General features: G+C 63.9%; 10 protein-coding genes and 1 pseudogene. 6 read left to right on the top strand and 5 right to left on the bottom strand.

Going from position 1 to position 22,868, the window contains the following annotated elements:
- The first annotated feature begins 3 nt into the window (after positions 1 to 3).
- Together cysK and OO306_RS09725 are read left to right on the top strand one after the other, a co-directional pair.
- On the top strand, positions 4 to 978 hold the full coding sequence (gene cysK, locus OO306_RS09730; RefSeq protein WP_027594589.1) for a cysteine synthase A: 975 nt from the start codon (positions 4 to 6) through the stop codon (positions 976 to 978).
- A 172-nt stretch (positions 979 to 1,150) separates the two neighbouring features.
- Positions 1,151 to 2,086 carry an aspartyl/asparaginyl beta-hydroxylase domain-containing protein gene (locus OO306_RS09725; protein ID WP_238215933.1) on the top strand — a complete coding sequence of 312 codons (936 nt, stop codon included), beginning with the start codon at positions 1,151 to 1,153 and terminating at the stop codon, positions 2,084 to 2,086.
- 83 nt (positions 2,087 to 2,169) lie between these two features.
- On the opposite strand, the gene OO306_RS09720 is transcribed toward OO306_RS09725, so the two are convergent.
- Both OO306_RS09720 and OO306_RS09715 read right to left on the bottom strand, forming a co-directional pair.
- Positions 2,170 to 2,832, bottom strand: coding sequence for a hypothetical protein (locus tag OO306_RS09720; RefSeq protein WP_265968504.1), 663 nt, complete (start codon positions 2,830 to 2,832; stop codon positions 2,170 to 2,172).
- A gap of 2 nt (positions 2,833 to 2,834) precedes the next feature.
- The gene (locus OO306_RS09715) at positions 2,835 to 3,272 is read right to left on the bottom strand and encodes a hypothetical protein (protein ID WP_265968503.1); all 438 of its coding nucleotides are present in this window, start codon (positions 3,270 to 3,272) and stop codon (positions 2,835 to 2,837) included.
- A gap of 41 nt (positions 3,273 to 3,313) precedes the next feature.
- On the opposite strand from OO306_RS09715, the pseudogene OO306_RS09710 reads away from it, so the two are divergent.
- Positions 3,314 to 3,610 (top strand): annotated as a pseudogene (locus OO306_RS09710) (type II secretion system protein GspD); the annotation flags it as partial.
- Between the two features lie 178 nt (positions 3,611 to 3,788).
- Here the strand turns inward: OO306_RS09710 and OO306_RS09705 are convergent.
- From OO306_RS09705 to azu, 3 genes are all read right to left on the bottom strand, one after another.
- Positions 3,789 to 4,193, bottom strand: a complete 405-nt coding sequence (locus OO306_RS09705; protein ID WP_265968502.1) for a hypothetical protein — start codon at positions 4,191 to 4,193, stop codon at positions 3,789 to 3,791.
- 649 nt (positions 4,194 to 4,842) lie between these two features.
- Complete coding sequence (locus OO306_RS09700; RefSeq protein ID WP_238215939.1) at positions 4,843 to 6,495, bottom strand: cyclic peptide export ABC transporter; 1,653 nt, start codon at positions 6,493 to 6,495, stop codon at positions 4,843 to 4,845.
- Between the two features lie 45 nt (positions 6,496 to 6,540).
- Positions 6,541 to 6,993 (bottom strand): azurin, encoded by a 453-nt coding sequence (gene azu, locus OO306_RS09695; RefSeq protein WP_265968501.1) that lies wholly within the window; start codon positions 6,991 to 6,993, stop codon positions 6,541 to 6,543.
- Positions 6,994 to 7,172: 179 nt separating this feature from the next.
- On the opposite strand from azu, the gene OO306_RS09690 reads away from it, so the two are divergent.
- The 3 genes from OO306_RS09690 to OO306_RS09680 all read left to right on the top strand — a co-directional run bounded on the left by OO306_RS09690 (position 7,173) and on the right by OO306_RS09680 (position 22,848).
- On the top strand, positions 7,173 to 8,156 hold the full coding sequence (locus OO306_RS09690) for a TauD/TfdA family dioxygenase (protein WP_265968500.1): 984 nt from the start codon (positions 7,173 to 7,175) through the stop codon (positions 8,154 to 8,156).
- Positions 8,157 to 8,522: 366 nt separating this feature from the next.
- On the top strand, positions 8,523 to 15,002 hold the full coding sequence (locus OO306_RS09685) for a non-ribosomal peptide synthetase (RefSeq protein ID WP_265968499.1): 6,480 nt from the start codon (positions 8,523 to 8,525) through the stop codon (positions 15,000 to 15,002).
- Between the two features lies 1 nt (position 15,003).
- Positions 15,004 to 22,848 carry a non-ribosomal peptide synthetase gene (locus OO306_RS09680; RefSeq protein ID WP_265968498.1) on the top strand — a complete coding sequence of 2,615 codons (7,845 nt, stop codon included), beginning with the start codon at positions 15,004 to 15,006 and terminating at the stop codon, positions 22,846 to 22,848.
- Positions 22,849 to 22,868: the final 20 nt, after the last annotated feature.

The following is a 22,868-nucleotide window of genomic DNA, read 5'->3' as shown; positions in this document are numbered from 1 at the left end:
GCCATGAGCCGTATCTACGCAGACAACGCCCATTCCATCGGTAACACGCCGCTGGTGCAGATCAACCGCATCGCCCCGCGTGGGGTGACCATCCTGGCCAAGATCGAAGGGCGCAACCCGGGCTACTCGGTCAAATGCCGGATCGGCGCGAACATGGTCTGGGACGCCGAAAGCAGCGGCAAGCTCAAGCCCGGCATGACCATCGTCGAGCCCACCTCGGGCAACACCGGCATTGGCCTGGCGTTCGTTGCCGCCGCCCGTGGCTACAAGCTGATCCTGACCATGCCGGCCTCGATGAGCCTTGAACGGCGCAAAGTGCTCAAGGCCTTGGGTGCCGAATTGGTGCTGACCGAGCCGGCCAAGGGCATGAAGGGCGCCATCGAGAAGGCCAACGAAATCGTCAACTCCGACCCGGCCCAGTACTTTCAACCAGGCCAGTTCGAAAACCCGGCTAACCCGGCAATCCATGAAAAGACCACCGGCCCGGAGATCTGGAACGACACCGACGGCGCCGTCGATGTGCTGGTGGCCGGTGTGGGCACTGGCGGTACCATCACCGGCGTTTCGCGCTACATCAAGCAGACCCAGGGCAAGTCGATCCTGTCGGTGGCGGTGGAGCCGGTGGCCTCGCCGCTGATCAGCCAGACCCTGGCCGGTGAAGAACTCAAGCCCAGCCCGCACAAGATCCAGGGCATTGGCGCGGGCTTCGTGCCGAAGAACCTCGACCTCTCCATGGTCGACCAAGTCGAGACGGTGACCGACGAAGAGTCCAAGGCCATGGCCATTCGGCTGATGCAGGAAGAGGGCATTTTGTGCGGTATTTCCTGTGGCGCAGCGATGGCGGCGGCAGTGCGCCTGGCCGAAAAACCAGAGATGCAGGGTAAGACCATCGTCGTAATCCTGCCCGACTCTGGCGAGCGTTACCTGTCGAGCATGCTGTTCAGCGATATGTTCAGCGAGCAGGAAAACCAGCAGTAATCGCCTTGTCTTCTGATCAGGCGCAACACTCGGTAATCCGGTTTATTGCAGAATCTTCATGAATGAGATCCCGCCCAGGTTGTTTTTACCGGGGCGGGATGGGTTTATGATGGCCGGATGATTTTTTCGGGAGCAGGCGGCGCAGGCCTGCTTCCTTTCCAAGGAGTGTTGCATGACCTTTTCCTTTGCAGCCAAGGCGGGTGTCCTGCTGGTGTTTTTCGGCAGCGTGCTGTTCGTGCACCTGCGCGGCAAGGCGCGCCTTCCGGTGTTGCGCCAGTTCGTCAACCATTCGGCGCTGTTCGCCCCCTATAACGCCTTGATGTACCTGTTTTCCGGCGTGCCGTCCAAGCCGTACCTGGACCGCCAGCGCTTCCCTGAGCTGGATGTGCTGAAGGACAACTGGCAGGAAATCCGTGAAGAGGCCATGCGCCTGTTCGACGAGGGCTATATTCGCGCAGCCGAAAAAGACAACGACGCCGGCTTCGGTTCGTTCTTCAAGAAGGGCTGGAAGCGCTTCTACCTGAAGTGGTACGACAAACCGCTGCCGTCGGCCGAGGCCCTGTGCCCGCGCACCGTCGAGCTGGTCAGCAGCATCCCCAACGTCAAGGGCGCGATGTTCGCCTTGCTGCCCGGTGGCAGCCACCTGAACCCGCACCGCGACCCGTTCGCCGGCTCTTTGCGCTATCACCTGGGCTTGTCCACGCCCAATTCCGACGACTGCCGCATCTACGTCGATGGCCAGGTGTATGCCTGGCGTGACGGCGAGGACGTGATGTTCGACGAAACCTACGTGCACTGGGTCAAGAACGAGACCGACGTCACCCGCGTGATCCTGTTCTGCGACATCGAACGCCCGCTGAGCAGCCCGCTGATGACCCGCATCAACCGCCAGGTCAGTGCCTTCCTCGGCCGCGCCACCGCGCCGCAGAACACCGACGACGAGCGCGTCGGCGGGATCAACCAGGCGTATGCCTGGAGCAAGCGTTTCAGCAACAAGATCAGCAGCCACGTGAAGCAGTTCAAGCGCGCCAACCCCAAGGCTTACCGCATTCTGCGGCCGGTGTTGGCGGTGGTGGTGGCGTATCTGTTGTATCGCTGGTTGATCTGATTTCTACCCACTGGGGCTGCTTTGCAGCCCTCTCTGGCCCAAAATCTGTAATCGGATGCAAGTGCTTGTGTATTAGGGGTGTGCTATCTCAAGAAGTCGAACCCGTCGAACGTATAGGAAATACGAAAAGTTCCGGGTACAGGAAGTATGCTGCCCTGTGTTTCAGTGGATTGATGCAAGGCTTCAAGGTGCATAAAAAGTTGCTCTACGTAAGCGGAATGCATGTCGAATGCACGGTATTCCCCCCTGAGGGAATAGTCACCTTCTAGGGCATAATATCGCAGTATTCGAGGGTCCTCGCTTGGCGGTGTTTTGGGGGTTACTTCAATGTTTCTAATTATTCCGTTGCAGGCCTCTGTGACGAACGTTGAATGAGCGAGTGGCAGTTGTGAGTTTCTGAAGAAGCTACTCGTTGATTCGAGGCTTTCCAGAACTTTGTCTACATTGCCAAAAGCCATCCTCCATGTGGCCTTGCGGATACAGAAATTGGGCAAGGCATCACTGTCCGTGTCAGACGCATAGAGGCCGTAGAACGTCCCAGTCTTCTTCTCAAATACTGAAATGCCGAGTGTTAATTTGAAAACAAGCAGCGCTTCGTCCGAGAAGGTTGCGCTGATTGTTGTGGCCTCGTGCATCAAGGCGCTCACCAGCTGGCGTGCCCCTGGAGGGGAGATATAAGCTTGCATGCGGGATTGATGACCAGCAGGCGTTTGGGTCAGGTCTTTTTCCCATGAGAGGTTGTGCATTATCATTTCCTTCGCATGTCTTTCAAGCGGCCGAGGAATTCGGGGTTTGTTGATTTGAACCGATCTACAGTCCAAACATTAGAGCGGGAGTCGATGGCGAGGTTTCGCCGTGAGTCCCCATAGTTAGCTTTTTCCTCGTGTGCATCAACACCTTGGTTTTTCCACCATTTATCATCCCGAGCCGTCAGCTTTCCAACCGGCGCATCAGGGATTTCGAAATCATCATCCGATGCCTCATTGTGCTCCTCGTTGAAGCTCAGGCGGTTTTTCCAGCTAGAGGTGTTGTCTTGATCTGCCCACGAAGGCGTATTGTCAAGCTTGAATGAAGATTCAAACCCACCAAGGTCCTGGTTTGAGCCGTTGTTGGAGTTTGTCGTGATGGTGCGACCGGTCAGCGCGCTAAGCAACCGAGCAAAGAAACTACTAAGCGTCTGACTCAATGCTTGCTTGCCATCAGGGTCCACATATTTGCACGGGTTACCCAAGTATCTCGACGCGAGCAGTCTCTACCCAGGTAGCGGTGCAAAGCGGCCAGACGGTGTTGCTGGGGGGCTTGATCAAACAGAACGAGGCCGACAGTCAGAGCCGTGTGCCTTGGTTGGGCAGGGTACCTGGGGTGTGCTGGCTGTTCAGCGATACGCAGCGTAGCCATGGCCGTACCGAGTTGATCGTGCTGATCACGCCGAAGGTGGTGAGTGATGCCAGCACGGCCCGCCAGGTGACGGATGAGTATCGGCAACAGTTGCAGCTCATACGGCCTGGATTGAGTGAGGGGTGAGCCACTGATTAACTGATTATCCCGCCGTGTTGCGTTGAGTAATGCTGTGTGTGGAAGGTCCGGGCCGGGCGTGATAGCACAGCCCGGACCTTAGCGATCAGTTAATCAGCTCCCGTCGCAACGATTGGCACAAGAGGAGCGGGGGGCAGCGCCCTCGCACTTGGTGTTGCTGGAGTCTTTATTGTTGCGTGATGCCAAAATTTTTCAGATAGGTTTGCGCGAGCGTCCCATCGGGCCCAGGTTTTTTTGAACTGGCTGCAAGTTCGCCAACGGAAATGAAGTGATCATGGATCACCTCTTTGAACTCGCCATTAAAGAATTCTCGCTTGACCGCTATTACCGCCAATTCGTCGCATGCGCTTTCAATGGCTAGCCATTCCATGTTGCGGCTACATAGAACTATCGGGTAATCGAGCGTGCCGTCAAAAAAAGTCCTGTTGCCATGCTCAAATTCTTCAAGGTCATTGAGGGTATTCTTTCCACTGAAGGAAAGGCAGCTACCCTCTTGAGTGGCCTCACCCAGATATTTGACGATCACCGGTGCGCAAAATTGATGGGTGCTGGAGTCGATAAGTGACGCCATTACCGTGTCATTGTCCAGTATGGGCCTTTCTATAAAATAGAAAAAACAATCACGATATTTGAATACGTTCTGTGGGAGCTCCTTGTTAAACGCTAAATGCTCAGAGATTTTGGTTGTAATATCAACGGTGTCTTGAAAGTTTAACTTTAGCATCATGGTGTTGATCCAAATCGTATTTTTGTCAGGTCTTTTTTGTCACCTGTCATGCGCATCGCAGCTGACGGGCCGCCGGTGCTCGTGGATTTTTCATAGTATCTATAGGTTTTCTGGCTATTGGTGAGTTAGGACGGATCCGTCTTTCGAGGTGCTGTGTTTGTAGCCATTAGATTTAGCGTCGATTGCTGCCTCGGGCGTGCGGTCTGCTTGAATTTGGTTTGAACTGTTTTTTGTGAATTTTGAGGGGGAACTGACAGGCGTCCAAGGCGCGTTTTCGGCAGTCGTCAGCGTTTTTCCGAAGCTTGCTATATTTTCCCACCCCGTATCGCGTCTATCGCGACGCTTGCGAGGCCAGGGACAGAGGGAATTACAGAAATCACAGCATCGAAGGCAAAATACCATCACAACCACCTGGCTATCCCCCTGCATTATCAGGGCGCACAAAAAAGGCGGTCATTGCCGTGACCGCCCCTAAAGCCCGCGCTACGCTACCTCACGCCGGCTCCAGCGCCTCGACCACCTTCCCGCGGCTCAGGTGCACCACCTTGTCCGCCGTATCGAAGTAGCGGTCATCATGCGAGATCACGATGATGGTCTTGCCCAACCGCTTCAGGTCCGGCAGCAGCTCGGTGTAGAACACCCGGCGGAAGGTCGGGTCCTGGTCCGCCGCCCATTCGTCAAACACCAATACCGGCCGCCCATCCAGCCAGGCGTTGACCAGCGCCAGGCGTTTGCGTTGGCCGGTGGAAAGGTCGGTGGTGGTAAACGCACCATCGCGCACGCTCACCTTATGGGCGATTTCCAGCCGCTCCAGGTAGCGCGTGGCATCGCTGGGCAGGCTGTGCTCGTGCTCGGGCAGGTCTTCGAACAGGTAGTAGTCGGCGAACACGGTGGTGAACAGCTGGCGATAGTCGTCCAGCCCTTGCGGGTCAACGGCCTTGCCGTTCAGGCGCACTTCGCCGCGTTGCGGGGTATACAGGCCCAGCAGCAGCTTGATCAGCGAGGTCTTGCCGCAGCCGTTTTCGCCGACGATGAACAGGATCTCGCCCGGCGCGATGCTCAGGTTCACCGGCCCTACGCGGAAGGGTTCGTTACCGTCTACCGGTGGGTAGGCGTATTCGACATTGTGCAGCTCCAGGTGCGCGCTGCCGGGGGCGGTGTGCTTGATCGGCTGGTCCAGCAGCAGGTGCGGTTCGGGCGAGGAAAAACGCTCGGACAGGTCGGCGATGCGGCGGAACGCCACTTGCGCGCGGCCGAGAATCGGCAGGTTGCCGATCAGCGTCTCCAGCGGGCCTTTCATGTACAGCAGCACCAGCACGAAGCCGCTCATTACGGCCGGGTCGTTGCTCGGCCACAGCGACTGCAGGGCCAGGGTCAGGCCGATGACCACGAAGAACAGCATCGACCCGAGGCTCTTGGCGGCCACGAAAATGTTGATGGCGCGGATGTGGGTGTTGGCGATGAAGTCGGCGGTGCCCTGGATGTTGCGGGTCAGCATGGCATGGCGGCGGCGGCGGTCGATGCGCAGCTCTTTGGCGCCTTCGGCAATCGCCGAGTAGTGCTTTTGCAGGTTGTCCTCGGCATCGCGGGCGGCGTTGAAACCGGCCACGCCTTTTTGTCGGGCCACGTACTGCACGGCGCTGCCGATGCCGATCGCCACCAGGGTGATGAGGAAGATCGGCCACGACAGCCAGGCCAGGTAGGCTAGGCAGCCAGTCACGGTGGTCAGCGAGATGGCCAGCGGGGCGAAGGCGAAGGCGAAGTCGCTGATGGTGTCGACGTCACGGGTCAGCACCGGGATCAGGCGGTGGGTGCGGTAGCGCTCGATCTGCTCGATCGGCGCCGACAGCACCTTGGCGCCGAGGTCTTTGCGCAGCCGGGCGATGACCTTCTGGCCAACGTAGTTGGTGCCACTGTCGGCGGCCACGCTGCTCACCAGCGCCAGCACGCACAGGCCGGCGAAGGCCAGGATCACGCCCTGGCTCATGCCGTCGGGGGCATGCAGGCCCTGGTTGACGGTGGCCAGCAGCGCGGTCACGGCCAGGCCGCCGACCATGCCCAGCAGCACCGAGACGATGACCGCTGGGCGGTAGGGTTTGAGCAGGCCCAGCAATTCGCGGATGGCCCCGGGGGAAGACGTTTTCATGAAGCGCGATCTCGGTGAGGGAGTGGAGGTGGGCGGCGCGGCGGGTCAGCTCCCGAGGGCCAGGGTGCCCTTCATCAAGGTGCTGTGGAACGGGAACGAGCAGTAGAAGCTGTAGGCAGTGCCGGCCTTCAACGAACGGGTGTCGAGGGTGACGCTGTCTTTTTCGCCACCGCCAATCAGGCGGGTATGGGCGATGACCCGGGTATCGCCTGGCTTCACGTAGTCCTGTGCCTCGCCTGCCTTCAGGCCGTCGTCCAGCACGCCTTGCATATCTGCCTGGGTGCTCAGGACCCAGTTATGGCCCATCACGTTCTTCGGCATTTCGCCAGGGTGGGCGAGGGTGACGGTGAACGACGTGCAGGCCTTGGGGATGGTGATTTCGGCCTTGTCGAAGGTCATCTGGTCGGTGCCGTGTATTTCCACGGCGCAGTGCTCGGCCGACCAGGCGACGGCAGGGGCCGCGGCAAGCAAGGCGAGGAGCAGAAGCTGGCGAGTCATGTAGGGTTCCTGGACGATAAAAGGGTGCACATCGTTCAGACGAACCGGCGCGCGTTCGCTTTACCTGTGTGTTCGCGCGGGTGAATTTCTGCCGGGCATGCTCGTTCATCTAGTCAGGCGCCCTGATGGCGCAGCATCCCTTTCGCCGCCACGGCGGCCCTGGCTTGAGGTGACGGTACATGAGTGAATTGCTGAGCTTTGCGATCGAACCCCTGGACGCTGCCCGCGGCGACCTGCCGTTGTTGGTGCGCGCGCCGGAGCCTGGCATCGACCTGCTCGACGCGTTCGACGAGCTGAAACCGCTGGTTGACCGCCACCTGCTGCACGCAGGCGGCATCCTGTTCAGGGGCTTCCAGGTGGGCGGGGCTGAGGCTTTTCGCCAGTTCGCCGCCGCGTTCGGCCACCCGCTGCTCAACTACGAGTTCGGCTCCACGCCGCGCAGCAACGTGACCCAAGGCGTTTACACCTCGACCGAGTACCCGGCGCACCAGAGCATCCCGCTGCACAACGAGCAGGCCTACACCCTCGAGTGGCCGATGAAGATCTGGTTCTACAGCGTGATCCCCGCCGAGACCGGCGGCGAGACGCCGATTGCTGACAGCCGCGAGGTGTATCGGCGGATGCCAGCGCGCATTCGCGAGCGCTTGGTCGAGAAGGGCCTGATGTATGTGCGCAACTACGGCAACGGCCTGGACGTGGAATGGTCGCAGGTGTTCAACACCGAAGACCCGCGGCAGGTCGAGGCCTACTGCCGTGCGCATGCCATTGAATGCATCTGGAAGGAGGATGGCGAGTTGCGCACACGCCAACGCTGCCAGGTGGTGGCGCGTCACCCGGTGACGGGGGAGGACGTGTGGTTCAACCAGGCGCACCTGTTCCATGTGTCTAACCTGCAGCCGGAGGTGCGGGAGTCGTTGATGGACATCGTCGAGGAAGAGGACTTGCCGCGTAATGTGTATTACGGCGATGGCTCGATCATTGAGGACGCGTTGCTTGATGAGATACGCGGGGTGTTGGATGAGTGCACTATCAGTTTCCCTTGGCTGGAGAATGATGTGCTGATGCTCGACAACATGCTCGCGGCGCATGCGCGTTCGCCGTTTACGGGGAAGCGCAAGGTGGTGGTGGCGATGGCGGAGGGGCATTCGCAGGTGGGGCGGTGACGAGGTGCATGCCTTGGGGGTTTGTCGCCTGTGAGATCGAGCGCCGCCCGCGCGGCGCTTCGCAGCACAAGGCTGCTCCTACATCTGTTTCGGGCCAATTATTCCTGAGGCATTAGCGCGCGGCCCCTTGGCGCCTGACACGATATCGAGTCGAACAAACAAGGCGGTCGCGCGCCTCTCTCACAGGCTTTACTGGCCGGAAACAGATGTAGGAGCAGCCTTGTGCTGCGAAGCGCCGCGCGGGCGGCGCTCGATCTCACCGGCGCTGCAAAACCCAAGGCATGCACCTATCAGCCCCAACCCCTAAATCAGCCCCCCATGCCTTCGTCTGACAGTTACCGCTCGACTGCCAGGACACCGCTCGACATGAATGCTGAACAGACGCTCAAACTCGCCCGCCGTTTCATCGAACTCAGCCCCGACAAGCGCCGCCTGTTCCTCAAAGCGTTGCAGGGCGAGGGCATGGACTTCTCCGTGCTGCCGATTGCGCCAGGTGTCGAGGTCGACGAGCGTGAACGGTTGTCCTACGCCCAGCGGCGCATGTGGTTCCTCTGGCAACTCGACCCCCAAGGCGCAGCCTACAACCTGCCGATGGCCGTGCGCCTGAATGGCCCATTGGACCTGAGCGCCCTGCAACACGCATTCGACGCCTTGGTCGCCCGCCACGAAACCCTGCGCACCCGCTTTGTCGCCGACGGCGATGACGTGCGTCAGCACGTGGATGCCGTCGCGGCCCCGCTGCAATTGCGCCAGGACTGCCTGAGCGAGCTGGCTGAAGCGGCCCGCCAACACACCCTCGAATCGATTGCCGAAGCAGAGGCCCTGGCGCCTTTCGACCTGGCCACCGGCCCGCTGCTGCGCGTGCGCCTGCTGCAACTGGCAGCGCAGGAACATGTCCTGCTGCTCACCCTGCACCACATCGTCGCCGATGGCTGGTCGATGAACGTGCTGATCGACGAATTCCTGCACCTCTACGACGCCGCCGTGGCCGGCACCCAGGCCACACTCGAGCCCCTACCGATCCAGTACCGTGACTACGCCCTGTGGCAGCGCAGTTGGCTCGAGGCCGGTGAGCAGGACCGCCAGCTGGCGTACTGGCAGGCGCGCCTGGGCGATGATCACGCCCCACTGGAGCTGCCGCTGGACCGCACCCGCAAAGGCCGGCCAAGCTACCGCGGCGCTCGCCACGCATTCCCGATTGCTGCCGATGTCGCCGAGCGCCTGCGCGGCCTGGCGCGTCGGCACAACGTTACCTTGTTCATGGTTTTGCTGGCGGCCTTCAAGCTGCTGCTGCAGCGCTACAGCGGGCAGGGCGCAATCCGCGTCGGCGTGCCCATCGCCAACCGCAACCGCGCCGAAAGCCAGGGTTTGATCGGCTGCTTCATCAATACCCAAGTGCTGCACACCGAGCTCGACCCGTTGCTGGATATCACCGGCCTGTTGCAGCGCGTGCGCGAAACCGCCGTGGGCGCGCAGAGCCACCAGGACCTGCCGTTCGAGCAACTGGTCGAAGCCTTGGACCTGCCCCGTAGCACCGACAGCCCGCTGTTCCGCGTGCTGTTCAACCACCAGGCCCAGGTGGCGGATGTCGAAGCCATCAAGACCCGCTCCGGGCTGAGCCTGGCGCCGATCACCCTGGAAAAGCACAGCGCCCGTTTCGACCTGGCGCTGGATACCCACGAGCGTGCCGGGCAGCTGCATGCGGCCTTCACCTATGCCCTGGACGTGTTCGATGCGGCCACGATCGAGGCCCTGGGCGAGCAATGGCTGGCCTTGGTGCAGGCGCTGGCCGATGACACTGCTGGCGCGGTGGGCGAGTTGCCGTTGCCGGGCCTGGCAGCCACTCGGGGTGTGCCAGGTCATTTGGTCGAGCCGCTGCTGGTTCACCAGCGCTTTGCCGACGCCGCTCGCCGCCACCCCGCGCGCACCGCAGTGATTGCCGCCGGCGAGGCAGCCAGCTACGCCGAGCTCGATGCCCGCGCCGAGGCCATCGCCGACAGGCTGGTCGAAGCCGGCGTGCAGCCAGACACCCTGGTCGGCGTGCTGGCTGACCGCAGTGTCGGCATGCTCGCCAGCATCCTCGGCGTGCTCAAGGCGGGCGGCGCGTACCTGCCCCTGGAGCCTGAACAACCGGCCGAACGCCTGGCCTACTTGCTCACCGACAGCGGCACCCAGCGGGTGCTGGCGCCTGGCAACTGGCAGGCGGAACTGCCAGAAGGCGTTTCCCGCCTGGCGTGGGAACATACCCAAGCCCTAAGCCAAAAAACGCCACGCCCTAGTGCTGCCGCAGCCAACCTCGCCTACGTGATCTACACCTCCGGCACCACCGGCCAGCCCAAGGGCGTCGCGATCAGCCATGGCGCCTTGGGTAACTACGTTGAGGGCATCGCCGCACGCCTGCCGGTGGGGCAGATCCACAGCATGGCGCAAGTCTCGACCCCGGCAGCGGACCTTGGCCACACCATGCTGTTCGGCGCCCTGTGTGGCGGCCAGACCTTGCACCTGATGCTGCGCGAGCAAGTGTTGGATGCAGAGGGCTTTGCGGCCTACCTGGCACAGCACCAGGTGGACGCCGTTAAGATCGTGCCCTCGCACTTGGAGGCCATGTTGGTCGCCGGTCGCGCGGCACTGCCTGGCCAGTGCCTGGTGCTGGGCGGCGAAGCCATCAGCCCGGGCCTGCTCGGCAAAATCCGCGCCCTGGCGCCGGCACTCAAGGTGTTCAACCACTACGGCCCGACCGAGACCACGGTCGGCGTGCTGGTGGCTGAACTGGACGATCAGGCGTCGCTCGGCCAACCGCTGGCCAACGCAACTGTCAGCGTGCTCGACAGCTGCCTGCAGCCACTGCCGGCCAAGGCCAAGGGCGAGCTGTACATCGGCGGCGCCGGCCTTGCCCGTGGCTACCTCGGCCGCCCGGCGCTCACCGCCGAGCGCTTCGTGCCCGACCCAAGTGGTGCCCACGGCGAACGCCTTTACCGCAGTGGCGACTGGGTACGGCACAACGCCGCTGGCGAGCTGCAGTTTGCCGGGCGCATGGACGGCCAGGTGAAAATCCGCGGTTACCGCGTGGAACTGGCCGAGATCGAGCAGCAGTTGCTTAGCCTGGAGGGCGTCGCCAACGCCGTGGTCCGGGTCAAGGGCCAGGCACCGGAAGCGGTGCTGGCGGCCTGGCTGGTGCCCAGCCAAATGCCGGCAGACAGCCAAGCTTGGCAGGACACGATTCGCGCCACGCTCAAAGGCCTGCTGCCCGAGCACATGGTGCCGACCCACCTGATGGTGCTGGCGCAACTGCCGGTCACGGTCAACGGCAAGGTCGACGTCAAGGCGCTGCCCGAGCCGGTCGCCACCCAGGCCGCCTATCAGGCACCAGTGACCCCGCTGCAGGTGCAACTGGCGCAGATCTGGGCTGAAGTGCTGCAGGTGCCGCAGGTGGGCCTGAGCGACAACTTCTTTGCCCTGGGCGGGCACTCGCTGCTGGCCACCCAGGCCGTATCGCGGGTGCGCAAGCACCTGGGCCTGGACATCCCGCTGCGTACCCTGTTCGACACGGTCGACCTGCAGGCCTTCGCCCAGGCAGTGGCTGAGGGCGAGCAGGGCGCTGGGCTTGAGATCGAGATCCTCGACCGCGAGCAGCCACTGCCGGTATCCCGCTCGCAAAACCGTCAGTGGCTGTTCTGGAAGCTCAACCCCGAAAGCCTGGCCTACAACACGCCAATGGCCGTGCGCATGCAAGGCCCCCTTGACCGTGCTGCGGTGCAGGCCGCGCTGGACGCGCTGGTGGCGCGCCACGAGTCACTGCGCACGGTATTCGTCGAAGCCAACGGTTTGCCGTGGCAACGCATCCTGCCTGCCGCCTCGGTGCCGATCGGTTTCGAAGACCTCAGTGGCCAGGACGACGCCGCGCAGATGCGCAAGCTCGAGGCCGAAGCCTTCGCCCCGTTCGACCTGGAGCACGGCCCACTGCTGCGTGCCCGCCTGTTCAAGGTGCATGCGCAAGAGCACCTGCTGTCGCTGACCCTGCACCACATCGTCTCCGACGGTTGGTCGATGAGCCTGCTGGTACGCGAGTTCGCAGCGGCCTACAACGCGGCGGCCAGCGGCCAGGTGCGGGCCATCGAACCGCTGCCGGTGCAGTACGCCGACTTCGCCGCCTGGCAACGCAAATGGCTGGACGAGGGGCAGATGCAGGCACAGATCGACTATTGGAAAGCGCGCCTTGAAGACGACTTCGAGGTCCTCGAACTGCCCGCCGACCGTATTCGCCCGCAGGTCAAAAGCTACCAGGGCAGCCGCTTCGATGTGCGCCTGCCGCTGGCCCTGACCGAGCGCCTGCGGGCATTGGCGGTGGCGTCCAATGCCACGCTGTTCCATGTCTTTTTGGCGGCCTATGCCATCGTGTTGTCGCGCTACAGCCGCAAGGACACGATCAACATCGGCGTGCCCGTCACCAACCGCAACCGCCTGGAGCTCGAAGGGCTGATCGGCTTCTTCATCAACGTGGTGGTGGCGCGGGTGGGCGTCGATGGCAGCCTGCCGTTCCCGCAACTGCTGGCCGCGATCAAGGAGACCACGTTGCAGGCCCAGGCCAACAAGGACGTGCCGTTCCTTGAGGTGGCCGAAGCCCTGTACCCCGAGCGCGACCAGGGCGTGAACCCGTTCTTCCAGGTGCTGTACAACCACTTGCGCGACTTGGGCGAGCAGGTGTCCAGCGATGCCCTGCACGGCCTCAAGGTCCGGGAAGTGGACCTGCTGGAACCGGGCGCGCAGTACGACATCTCGCTCAACACCCTGGAACGTTCCGACGGTGTAACGGCCTCGTTCAACTACTCCACCGACCTGTTCGATGCCCCGCGTATCGAGCGCATGGCCGGGCACTGGCAAGCGCTGCTCGAAGCCATCTGTGCCAAGCCGCAGCGCTGCATCGCCGAGCTGGACTTCTTGGCCGACGCTGAGCGCCGTCAACTGACTCATGGCTGGAACCCGGCACCGCAGGCCAGCAGCGGCCTGTGTGCGCACCAGTTGCTGGAGCGTCAGGCAAGTGCACGGCCCGACGCCGTGGCGCTTATTTTCGACGACCAGCAACTGAGCTACGCCGAGCTGGACCGCTGCAGTAATCAGTTGGCCCACCGCCTGCGTGCCCTGGGCGTAGGCCCAGACCGCCTGGTAGGTGTAGCCGTCGAGCGCGGCCTGGGCATGGCGCTGGCGCTGATCGCCATTCACAAGGCTGGCGGTGCCTATGTGCCGCTGGACCCGGACTACCCGCAAGAGCGCCTGGCGTACATGGTCGAGGACAGCGGCATCGGCCTGCTGCTGGCCGATGCGCCGTCGCTGGCGCGCTTGCAGTTGGATAAGCAGCTGCCTTGCGTGGTGCTCGAACCCGGCACCCAGTGGCTGCACGCCTGGCCAGCCGAGCCGCTGCCGAACCTGGCCGCGCCGCACAACCTCGCCTATGTCATCTACACCTCCGGTTCCACCGGCATGCCCAAGGGCGTGGCCATCGATCACCATGCCTTGTCGGTGTTCTGCCAGGTGGCTGGCGACTACTCGCGCCTGAGCCCGGAAGACCGTGTGCTGCAGTTCGCTACCTTCAGCTTCGACGGCTTCATCGAGCAGTTTTTCCCGCCGCTGGCGCAAGGCGCTTGCGTGGTGCTGCGCGACCTGCGGCTGTGGGACACCAACACCCTGGTGGACGAGATCAACCGCCACGGGGTTACCGTGGCCGACCTGCCGGCGGCCTACTGGCGCCTACTGGCCCTGGAGCGTCGCGCACCCGAGGCCTATGGCCGGCTCAAGCAGATCCACGTGGGCGGTGAAGCGGTGCCGGAAGATGCCCTGCGCGCCTGGCTGGCCGACGGGCCGCCGGCGGTGCGCCTGCTCAACACCTACGGCCCGACCGAGGCGACCGTGGTCGCCACCACGTTCGACTGCTCGCCAATGACGCCCGAGCAGATCAGCGCAGGCGGCGTGCCGATTGGCCGAGCGTTGCCAGGCCGGACCTTGCACGCCCTGGACGACGGCCTTGCGCCGACCCCGGTCGGCGTGTCGGGCGAACTGTTCATCGGCGGGGCAGGGTGCCTGGCGCGGGGTTACCACCAACGCCCATCGCTGACAGCCGAACGCTTCATTCCCGACCCGTTCGACCCCGTGGGTGGAGGCCGGTTGTACCGCACCGGCGACCTCGGGTACTACGACGAGCAGGGGCAACTGGCCTATCGCGGGCGAGCTGACCACCAGGTGAAGGTGCGCGGCTTCCGCATTGAACTGGGCGAGATCGAGCAGTACCTGCGCGCGCACCCGGATGTGCGTGAGGCAACGGTACTGGCCATCGACCTGCCCAGCGGCAAGCAGCTGTGCGCCTATGCCGTGCCTGTCGAAGGCAGCACTGGCGACCTGCGCCAGGCGCTCAAGCAGTACCTCAAGGCAAGCCTGCCGGACTACATGATCCCGTCCTACCTGGTGACCCTGCCGAACATGCCGCTGACCCCCAGCGGCAAGCTCGACCGCAAGGCGCTGCCGCTGCCCGACCCCAGCCAGCCGCAGCACGACTACGAAGCGCCGCAGACCGAACTGCAACAGCAACTGGCGCAGATTTGGGCGCAATTGCTGCACCTCGGCCAGGTTGGCCTGAACGACAACTTCTTCGAGCTCGGCGGCCACTCCCTGCTGGCTGCACAGGCGGTTTCGCGCATCAACGTGGAGCTGGGCCTGGACCTGCCCCTGCGGCTGATCTTCGCCCACCCCGAGCTGCGTGCGTTCGCCCAGGCACTGGACGAGCAGGGCCTGTCGCTGAGCGACGACGGCCTGAGCGATATCGAAAAAATGATGAATGAATTCACAGAGGCCTGACATGGAACTCACTGCAGCACAACGCATTGCCCAACGCTTCGTCGGCCTCCCTGTGGAGCAGCGTCAGCAGATCCTGGAGAAAATGCAGGCCACTGGGCAAAGCTTCCGCCTGTTACCCATCGTGCCCGCACGCCAGGGCCTGGCGCGCATTCCGTTGTCGTTTGCCCAGCAGCGCTTGCTGTTCCTGTGGCAGTTGGAGCCCGACAGCCCGGCCTATAACGTGCCGATGGCCGTGCGCCTAAAGGGCGCACTCGACCTAGCGGTATTGCAGCAGGCGCTGGATGCGCTGGTCAGCCGCCATGAATCACTGCGTACCCGCTTCGTCTCGGATGAAGGCGAGTTCCATCAGGACATTCTCGACGCCTGCCCGCTGGTGCTGGACGTGGTCGAGAGCCAGGACGATGAAGCCGCCTTGAGCGTGGCTGTCGATGCCGCGCTGAAGCAGCCGTTCGACCTGCTGGCCGGGCCGTTGATGCGGGTTACGCTGCTGCGCGTGGACGCCGAGCACCATGTGCTGGCCCTGAGCATGCACCACATCATCTCCGACGGTTGGTCGAGCGACCTGCTGGTGCAGGAATTCATCCAGTTGTACACCGCGTTGGCTGAAGGCCGCCAGGCCGAATTGCCGGCCCTGCCGATCCAGTACGCCGATTATGCGATCTGGCAGCGCGCCTGGCTGGAGGCCGGTGAGGCCCAGCGCCAGCTGGCGTACTGGCAGGCGCAACTGGGTGACGAGCAGCCGTTGCTGAGCCTGCCGCTGGACTTCGAGCGGCCGGCCACGCCGAGCTATCGCGGCGCGCTGCTCAAGCTGAACATCGGCGCCGAGCAGGCCGAGGCTTTGCGCGCCCAGGCACGCAAGGGCGGCCACACCGTATTCGTGCTGATGCTGGCGGCCATGGCGGTGGTGCTGTCGCGCTACAGCGGGCAGTCGGACATCCGCATCGGCGCGCCGAATGCCGGGCGTAACCGCAAAGAGCTGGAAGGCCTGATCGGCTTCTTCATCAATACCCAGGTGCTGCGTGTGCAAGTGGACGAGCGCGCGACCTTCGCTGCGCTGCTGGAGCAGGTCAAGGACGTGATCGGCGGCGCCCAGTCGCATCAGGAGCTGCCGTTCGAGCACCTGGTGGATGCCTTGCTGCCAGAGCGCAACCTGGCCCACAACCCGCTGTTCCAGTTCAAGATCAACCAGCACGTGGCGGCCGGCGACCCCTCGCGCAAGCGCCTGGGCGAGCTGGAGGTAGAAGGCTTTGCCCGCGAAGGAGGCGATGCGCGCTTTGACCTGGCCTTTGACTTCTCGGACAAACCCGAAGGCATCGAGGGGTATTTCACCTACGCCACCGACCTGTTCGAGCAGGCCACCATTCAGCGCCTGGCGGATTCGCTGCGGCGCGTGCTGGACGTGCTCAGCCACGCCCCGCACACGCCGATCGTCGAGCACCTTGAAGTGGCGGCGCAGCAGCAGGCCGCGCCAGCAGCCTACCCGCACCGCGACGTCCTCGCCTTGTGGCACCAGGCAATGGCCCAAGGGCAGGCCCAAGGTGGCGTGCGCGCAGGTGACCGCTTCATGACCCAGGCCGGGCTGGACGCTGCGTCCAACCGCGTGGCCGACTACCTGCGCCAGCGCGGCGTCGGTGCTGGCAGCATCGTTGCCCTGTGCCTGCCGCGCTCCATCGAGTGGGTCACAGCCTTGCTGGCAGTCCTCAAGACCGGGGCCGCTTACCTGCCGCTGGACACCCAGCAGCCGCAGGAGCGCTTGCAGCAGTTGATCGTCGACAGTGGCGCTGCCGTGCTGCTGCATGAGCCGGGCGATACACGCTTCGCAGGCCTCGACGGGGTGCAGGCGGTTGCCTGTGAGCCCGCCACCTGGGCAGGCTGCAGCGACAGCCGGGTAGAGGTTGCAGTCAGCCCTGAACAGCCGGCCTACCTCATCTACACCTCGGGCTCGACCGGCCAGCCGAAAGGCGTGGTGGTCAGCCACGGGTCGCTGGCCAGCTACATCCAAGCCGTGCTGGAGCGCCTGCAACTGCCCGCCGGCGCGAGCATGGCCATGGTGTCCACCACCGCCGCCGACCTGGGCCACACCGTGCTGTTCGGTGCCCTAGCATCGGGCCGCCTGCTGCATTTGTTGCCGCAGGAACTGGCCTTCGACCCCGACGGGTTTGCCAGCTACATGGCGCAGCACCAGGTGGGCGTGGTGAAGCTGGTGCCAAGCCACCTGCAAGGCCTGCTGCAAGCGTCCCGCGCCGCCGAGGTGCTGCCTGCCGAAGCGTTGATTCTGGGCGGCGAAGCGTGCCCCTGGAGCCTGTTGGAAAAAGTCCGTGAGTTGCGCCCGGGGTGCCGGGTCATCAACCACTACGGCCCGACCGAGACCACGGTCGGCGTGCTGACCTTCGAGCCAAGCCAGCGTCTGCAAGGCTGCCGCACAGTGCCGGTCGGTCGCCCGCTGGGCAATGCCTGCGCCCAGGTGCTCGATGGTTACCTCAACCCGCTGGCACCGCACGTGGCCGGCGAGCTGTACCTGGGTGGGCAGGGTGTTGCTCAGGGCTACCTGGGCCAGCCGGGGCTGACGGCCGAGCGCTTTGTGCCGGCTGCGGGTGGCGCCCGCCTGTACCGCACGGGCGACCGAGCGCGAATGAGTGCTGAAGGCCTGATCGAATTCATCGGGCGTGCCGATGACCAGGTGAAAATCCGTGGCTATCGCGTCGAGCCGGGTGAAATCGGCCGAGTCATCGCCGGGCTGCCCGGTGTCAGCGACGCCGTGGTCCTGGCCGTGCCACTGGAAGGCGATGCCGAGCGCCTGCAGTTGGTGGCCTACGTGGTGGCTGAAGGGGACATGACCACACAGCAGTTGCAGGCGCACCTGCAGACGCGCCTGCCTGACTACATGGTGCCCGCACACATCCTGTTGCTCGAGCGCCTGCCACTGACCGCCAACGGCAAGCTCGACAAGCGTGCCTTGCCCACACCGGGCGCGGTAAGCCGCGGCTATGTGGCCCCAGAAGGCGAGGTCGAAGAGAAGCTCGCCGCCGTGTGGGCCGATGTGCTCAAGCTGGAACGCGTGGGCAGCAGCGACAACTTCTTCGAGTTGGGTGGCGACTCCATCCTAAGCCTGCAGATCATCGCCCGGGCCAAGCGCCAAGGCATCAAGATCACCCCCAAGCAACTGTTCGAACAGCAGACCGTTGGCCAACTGGCCCAGGTCGCCAAGCGCATCGAAGCCAAGCAACCGCTTGCAGCCCCCGTGGATACCGCGACCCGCGGTGAGGTGGCGCTGCTGCCGGCCCAGGTGCGTTTCTTCGAGATGAACATCGCCCAGCCTGCGCACTGGAACCAGTCGGTGCTGCTGAAACCGGCCCAGGGTGTGCAAGTGGAGCGCCTGGAAGCGGCCCTGCGTGCGGTGCTGGAACAGCACGATGCCTTGCGCCTGCGCTTCAGCCGCCAGAACGGCCCGTGGCAGGCCCGCTTCCAGGCCCTGGACGCTTCGCCGGTGCTGCGCCAGCGCAGCCTCGCGGCGTTGAGCGAACTGGACGCTGCGGGCACTGAGGTGCAAGCCAGCCTCGACCTGGAGCACGGGCCGCTGCTGCGTGCCGAACTGTTCGACGTCGCCGATGGCCAGCAGCGTTTGCTGTTGGTCATTCACCACCTGGTGGTAGACGGCGTGTCATGGCGGGTACTGCTGGAGGACCTGCAAGAGGCTTACCAGCAACGCCTGAACGGGCAAGTCGTTAGCCTGCCGGCCAAAACCTGCGGCGTGAAAACCTGGGCAGAGCGCCTGGTCACTCACGCCAGCAGCCCAGCGCTGCACGCCCAGGCTGACTACTGGCAGCAGGTGCTGCAAGGCAGCCCGGCAGAACTGCCGCGTGACAACCCGCAGGGCAGCCTGGGCAACCAGCATGCCCGTACCGCTGCATCGCGCCTGGATGCCGCGCGTACCGCCCAGTTGCTGAAGCAGGCACCCGCCGCCTACCGCACCCAGGTCAACGACCTGCTGCTGACCGCGCTGGCGCGTACCCTGTGCCAGTGGAGCGCGCAGGACGAGGTGCTGGTGCAACTGGAAGGCCATGGCCGCGAAGAGCTGTTCGACGACCTTGACCTCAGCCGCACGGTGGGTTGGTTCACCAGCGTGTTCCCGGTACGCCTTGCCCCTGGCCAGGCGATGGGCCCGTCGATCAAGGCAATCAAAGAGCAATTGCGCGCGGTGCCGGACAAGGGCATCGGTTACGGCCTGCTGCGTTACCTGGGCGATACCCCGGTCCGCGAGCGGCTCAGCGGCACTGCGCAGCCACGCGTCACCTTCAACTACCTGGGCCAGTTCGACAGCAGTTTCACGACCGACGATACCGCCGTGTTCAGCCCGAGCGGCGAAAGCGCCGGGCGTACCCAATGCGCCGGTGCGCAACTGGGCAACTGGCTGAGCATCACCGGCCAGGTGTATGGCGGCGAGCTGTTCCTGGAGTGGACCTACAGCGACGACGTCTACCGCCCGGAAACCATCCAGCAGTTGGCCCAGGCCTACGAGCAGGCACTGGCCGAGTTGGTCGAGCATTGCTGCCAGGCGCAGCACCACGGCGTGACGCCTTCAGACTTCCCATTGGCCGCGCTCACCCAGGGCCAGTTGGACAGCTTGCCTGTACCTGCAGCGCAGATCGCCGATGTGTATCCGCTGTCGCCGATGCAGCAGGGCATGCTGTTCCACACCCTGTACGATCAGCAGGCCGGCAACTACATCAACCAGTTGCGGGTCGATGTCGAGGGGCTGGATGTGCAGCGCTTCAAGCAGGCCTGGCAGGCTGCGCTCGATGCTCATGACATCCTGCGCAGCAGTTTTGTGCTGCAGGGCGAGCTGGAGCAGGCCGTGCAGGTGGTGCGCAAATCGGTGGCGTTGCCGTGCAGCGAGCATGACTGGCGTGGCCAGCCGGCGCTTGAGCAGGCCCTGCAGGCGCTGGCCGAAGGCGAGCGCCAACAAGGGTTCGACCTGAGCGAAGCGCCGCTGCTGCGCCTGGTGCTGGTGCAAACGGGCGAAGCCCGCCACCACTTGATCTACACCAACCACCACATCTTGATGGATGGCTGGAGCACCTCACGCCTGCTGGGCGAAGTGCTGCAACGTTACGCAGGCATGGCGCCAAAGGCCCAGGCCACGCACTACCGCGACTATATCGCCTGGCTGCAAGGCCAGGACGCGGCGGTCGCCGAAGCCTTCTGGCAGGCCCAGCTGGCCGCGCTCGACGAGCCGACGCGCCTGGCCCAGGCCATTGCCGGGAGCGCGGGCGTTGCGGGCAGAGGCTACGGTGATCATCGCCTGGCCCTCGATGCCGAGCAGACCGCACGCATCGAAGCCTTCGCCCGGGCTAACCGCGTTACCGTCAACACCCTGGTGCAATCGGCCTGGCTGCTGCTGTTGCAGCGCTATACCGGCCAGGCCAGTGTCTGCTTCGGCGCCACCGTGGCCGGCCGGCCGGCAGATTTGCCAGGCGTTGAGGAGCAGATCGGCCTGTTCATCAACACCCTGCCGGTGATTGGTGCACCCCGTGCTGAGCAGACTGTAGCCGAGTGGATCAGCCAGGTGCAGGCTTGCAACCTGGCCGTGCGCGAGTTCGAGCACACCCCGCTGTACGACGTGCAGCGCTGGGCCGGGCAGGGCGGTGACGCGCTGTTCGACAGCATTCTGGTGTTCGAGAACTACCCGGTGTCCGAGGCGCTGCAACAAGGCGCGCCGGGCGGGTTGCGCTTTGGCGACGTGGCTGTGCAAGAGCAGACCAACTACCCGCTGACGCTGGTAGTAGAACTGGGCGCGACCCTGTCGATGCAATACAGCCACGACCGTGCCCTGTGGAGCGACGAGAGCATTGGCCGGTTGGCGGGTTATTTCACCCGCCTGCTGCAGGCATTGGTCGCCGATGCGGATGCAGTAGTCGGCGAGCTGCCGATGCTGAGCCTGCAAGAGCAGCAGATGATGGTCGAGGGTTGGAACGACACCCTCGCGGCGTACCCGAATGAGCGCAGTATCCACTCACTGATCGAAGCCCAGGTGTTCGCCACTCCGGACGCCCCGGCGTTGGTGTTTGGTGAGCAGACCCTGAGCTACGCCGAACTCAACGGCAAAGCCAACCAGCTGGCGCACAAGCTGCGTGAACTGGGCGTGGGCCCGGACGTGCTGGTGGGCATCGCCATGGAGCGCAGCCTGGAGATGGTCATCGGCTTGCTGGGTATCGTCAAAGCCGGTGGCGCCTATGTGCCGCTGGACCCGGAGTACCCGCAGGACCGCCTGAGCTACATGTTCGAGGACAGCGGCATCGCCTTGCTGCTGACCCAGTCGCACCTGCGTGATGCCTTGCCGATCCCGGCTGGCCTGCGCAGCCTGGATCTGGATGTCGAGGATTTGACCGGCTACAGCGATGCCAATCCTGGCATCGACGTAGCCCCGCTGAACCTCGCCTACGTGATCTACACCTCCGGCTCCACCGGCCGCCCGAAAGGCGCCGGCAACAGCCACCAGGCACTGGTCAACCGCCTGTGGTGGATGCAGAAGGCCTACGGCCTGGACGCCAGTGACAGCGTGCTGCAGAAGACCCCGTTCAGCTTCGACGTGTCGGTGTGGGAGTTCTTCTGGCCGCTGATGACCGGCGCGCGCCTGGTCATGGCCCAGCCGGGTGCCCATCGCGACCCGCAGCTGCTGGTCGACACCATCAACCAGTACGCCATCAGCACCTTGCACTTCGTGCCGTCGATGCTGCAGGCGTTCATGACCCACGAGGCGGTGGAAAGCTGCCGCAGCGTCAAGCGCGTGGTGTGCAGTGGCGAGGCATTGCCGGCCGAGCTGGCGCGCCAGACCCTGCAACGCCTGCCAGCCGCCGGCCTGTACAACCTGTACGGCCCGACCGAAGCGGCCATCGACGTCACCCACTGGACCTGCCGCCCGGACGAAAGCATCAGCGTGCCGATCGGCCAGCCGATCGACAACCTCAAGACCCACATCCTCGAAGGCAGCCTGCAACCGGCGGTACGCGGCAGTGCCGGCGAGCTGTACCTGGGCGGCGTAGGTTTGGCCCGTGGTTATCACCAGCGCCCGGCGCTGACGGCCGAGCGCTTCGTGCCGGACCCGTTCAGCGACAACGGCGGGCGCCTGTACCGCACCGGTGACCTGGCGCGTTACAACGCCGACGGCGTGATCGACTACGCCGGGCGTCTCGACCACCAGGTGAAGATCCGCGGGTTGCGGATTGAACTGGGTGAAATCGAAGCGCGCCTGTTGGAATTGCCAGCGGTGCAGGAAGCGGTGGTGCTGGCCCAAGACGGGCCGAGCGGCAAACAGTTGGTGGGCTATGTGGTACCGGCCGACAGCACGCAAGACGAGGCCGCATTGCGCGACAGCCTGCGTGAGGCCCTCAAGGCCGGCCTGCCGGATTACATGGTGCCCGCGCACCTGCTGCTGCTGGGCAAGCTGCCGGTAACACCGAACGGCAAGCTGGACCGCAAGGCCCTGCCACAACCGGATGCCAGCCTGCTGCAAGGCGAGTACGTGGCGCCGCAGAGCGAGCTGGAGCAACAGATCGCGGCGATCTGGGCGGATGTACTGAAGCTGGAGAAGGTCGGCCTCACTGACAACTTCTTCGCGCTAGGTGGCCATTCCCTGTTGGCGACTTCGGTGATCGTGCGCATCCAGGAGCAAGCCGGTGTCTCGGCCGAGCTGAAAGAGCTCTTCGAGTTCCCTGTCCTGGCTGACTTCAGCCGCCAGCTTGAAGCCAAGGCGCCCGTCATCGACGCTACCCAGGACCAGTTGGCCAAGTCCCTGGCGTTGCTCGACAGCTTGAGCACGGAAGAGCTCGATGAGCTGGTTTCCTAACTTTTTGACTTAGCAGGGAC

The organism is Pseudomonas sp. DCB_AW, assembly GCF_026240895.1.
Lineage (GTDB): Bacteria > Pseudomonadota > Gammaproteobacteria > Pseudomonadales > Pseudomonadaceae > Aquipseudomonas > Aquipseudomonas kermanshahensis.
Note: the sequence above shows the minus strand (reverse complement) of the source record. Positions and strands in the feature narration are given on the sequence as shown.

Excerpts from the sequence above, each read along its gene's own strand:
- cysK (WP_027594589.1), top strand. The coding sequence starts at position 4 with ATGAGCCGTATCTACGCAGACAACGCCCATTCCATCGGTAACACGCCG.
- OO306_RS09725 (WP_238215933.1), top strand. The coding sequence starts at position 1,151 with ATGACCTTTTCCTTTGCAGCCAAGGCGGGTGTCCTGCTGGTGTTTTTC.
- OO306_RS09720 (WP_265968504.1), bottom strand. The coding sequence starts at position 2,832 with ATGCACAACCTCTCATGGGAAAAAGACCTGACCCAAACGCCTGCTGGT.
- OO306_RS09705 (WP_265968502.1), bottom strand. The coding sequence starts at position 4,193 with ATGGCGTCACTTATCGACTCCAGCACCCATCAATTTTGCGCACCGGTG.
- OO306_RS09700 (WP_238215939.1), bottom strand. The coding sequence starts at position 6,495 with ATGAAAACGTCTTCCCCCGGGGCCATCCGCGAATTGCTGGGCCTGCTC.
- azu (WP_265968501.1), bottom strand. The coding sequence starts at position 6,993 with ATGACTCGCCAGCTTCTGCTCCTCGCCTTGCTTGCCGCGGCCCCTGCC.
- OO306_RS09690 (WP_265968500.1), top strand. The coding sequence starts at position 7,173 with ATGAGTGAATTGCTGAGCTTTGCGATCGAACCCCTGGACGCTGCCCGC.
- OO306_RS09685 (WP_265968499.1), top strand. The coding sequence starts at position 8,523 with ATGAATGCTGAACAGACGCTCAAACTCGCCCGCCGTTTCATCGAACTC.
- OO306_RS09680 (WP_265968498.1), top strand. The coding sequence starts at position 15,004 with ATGGAACTCACTGCAGCACAACGCATTGCCCAACGCTTCGTCGGCCTC.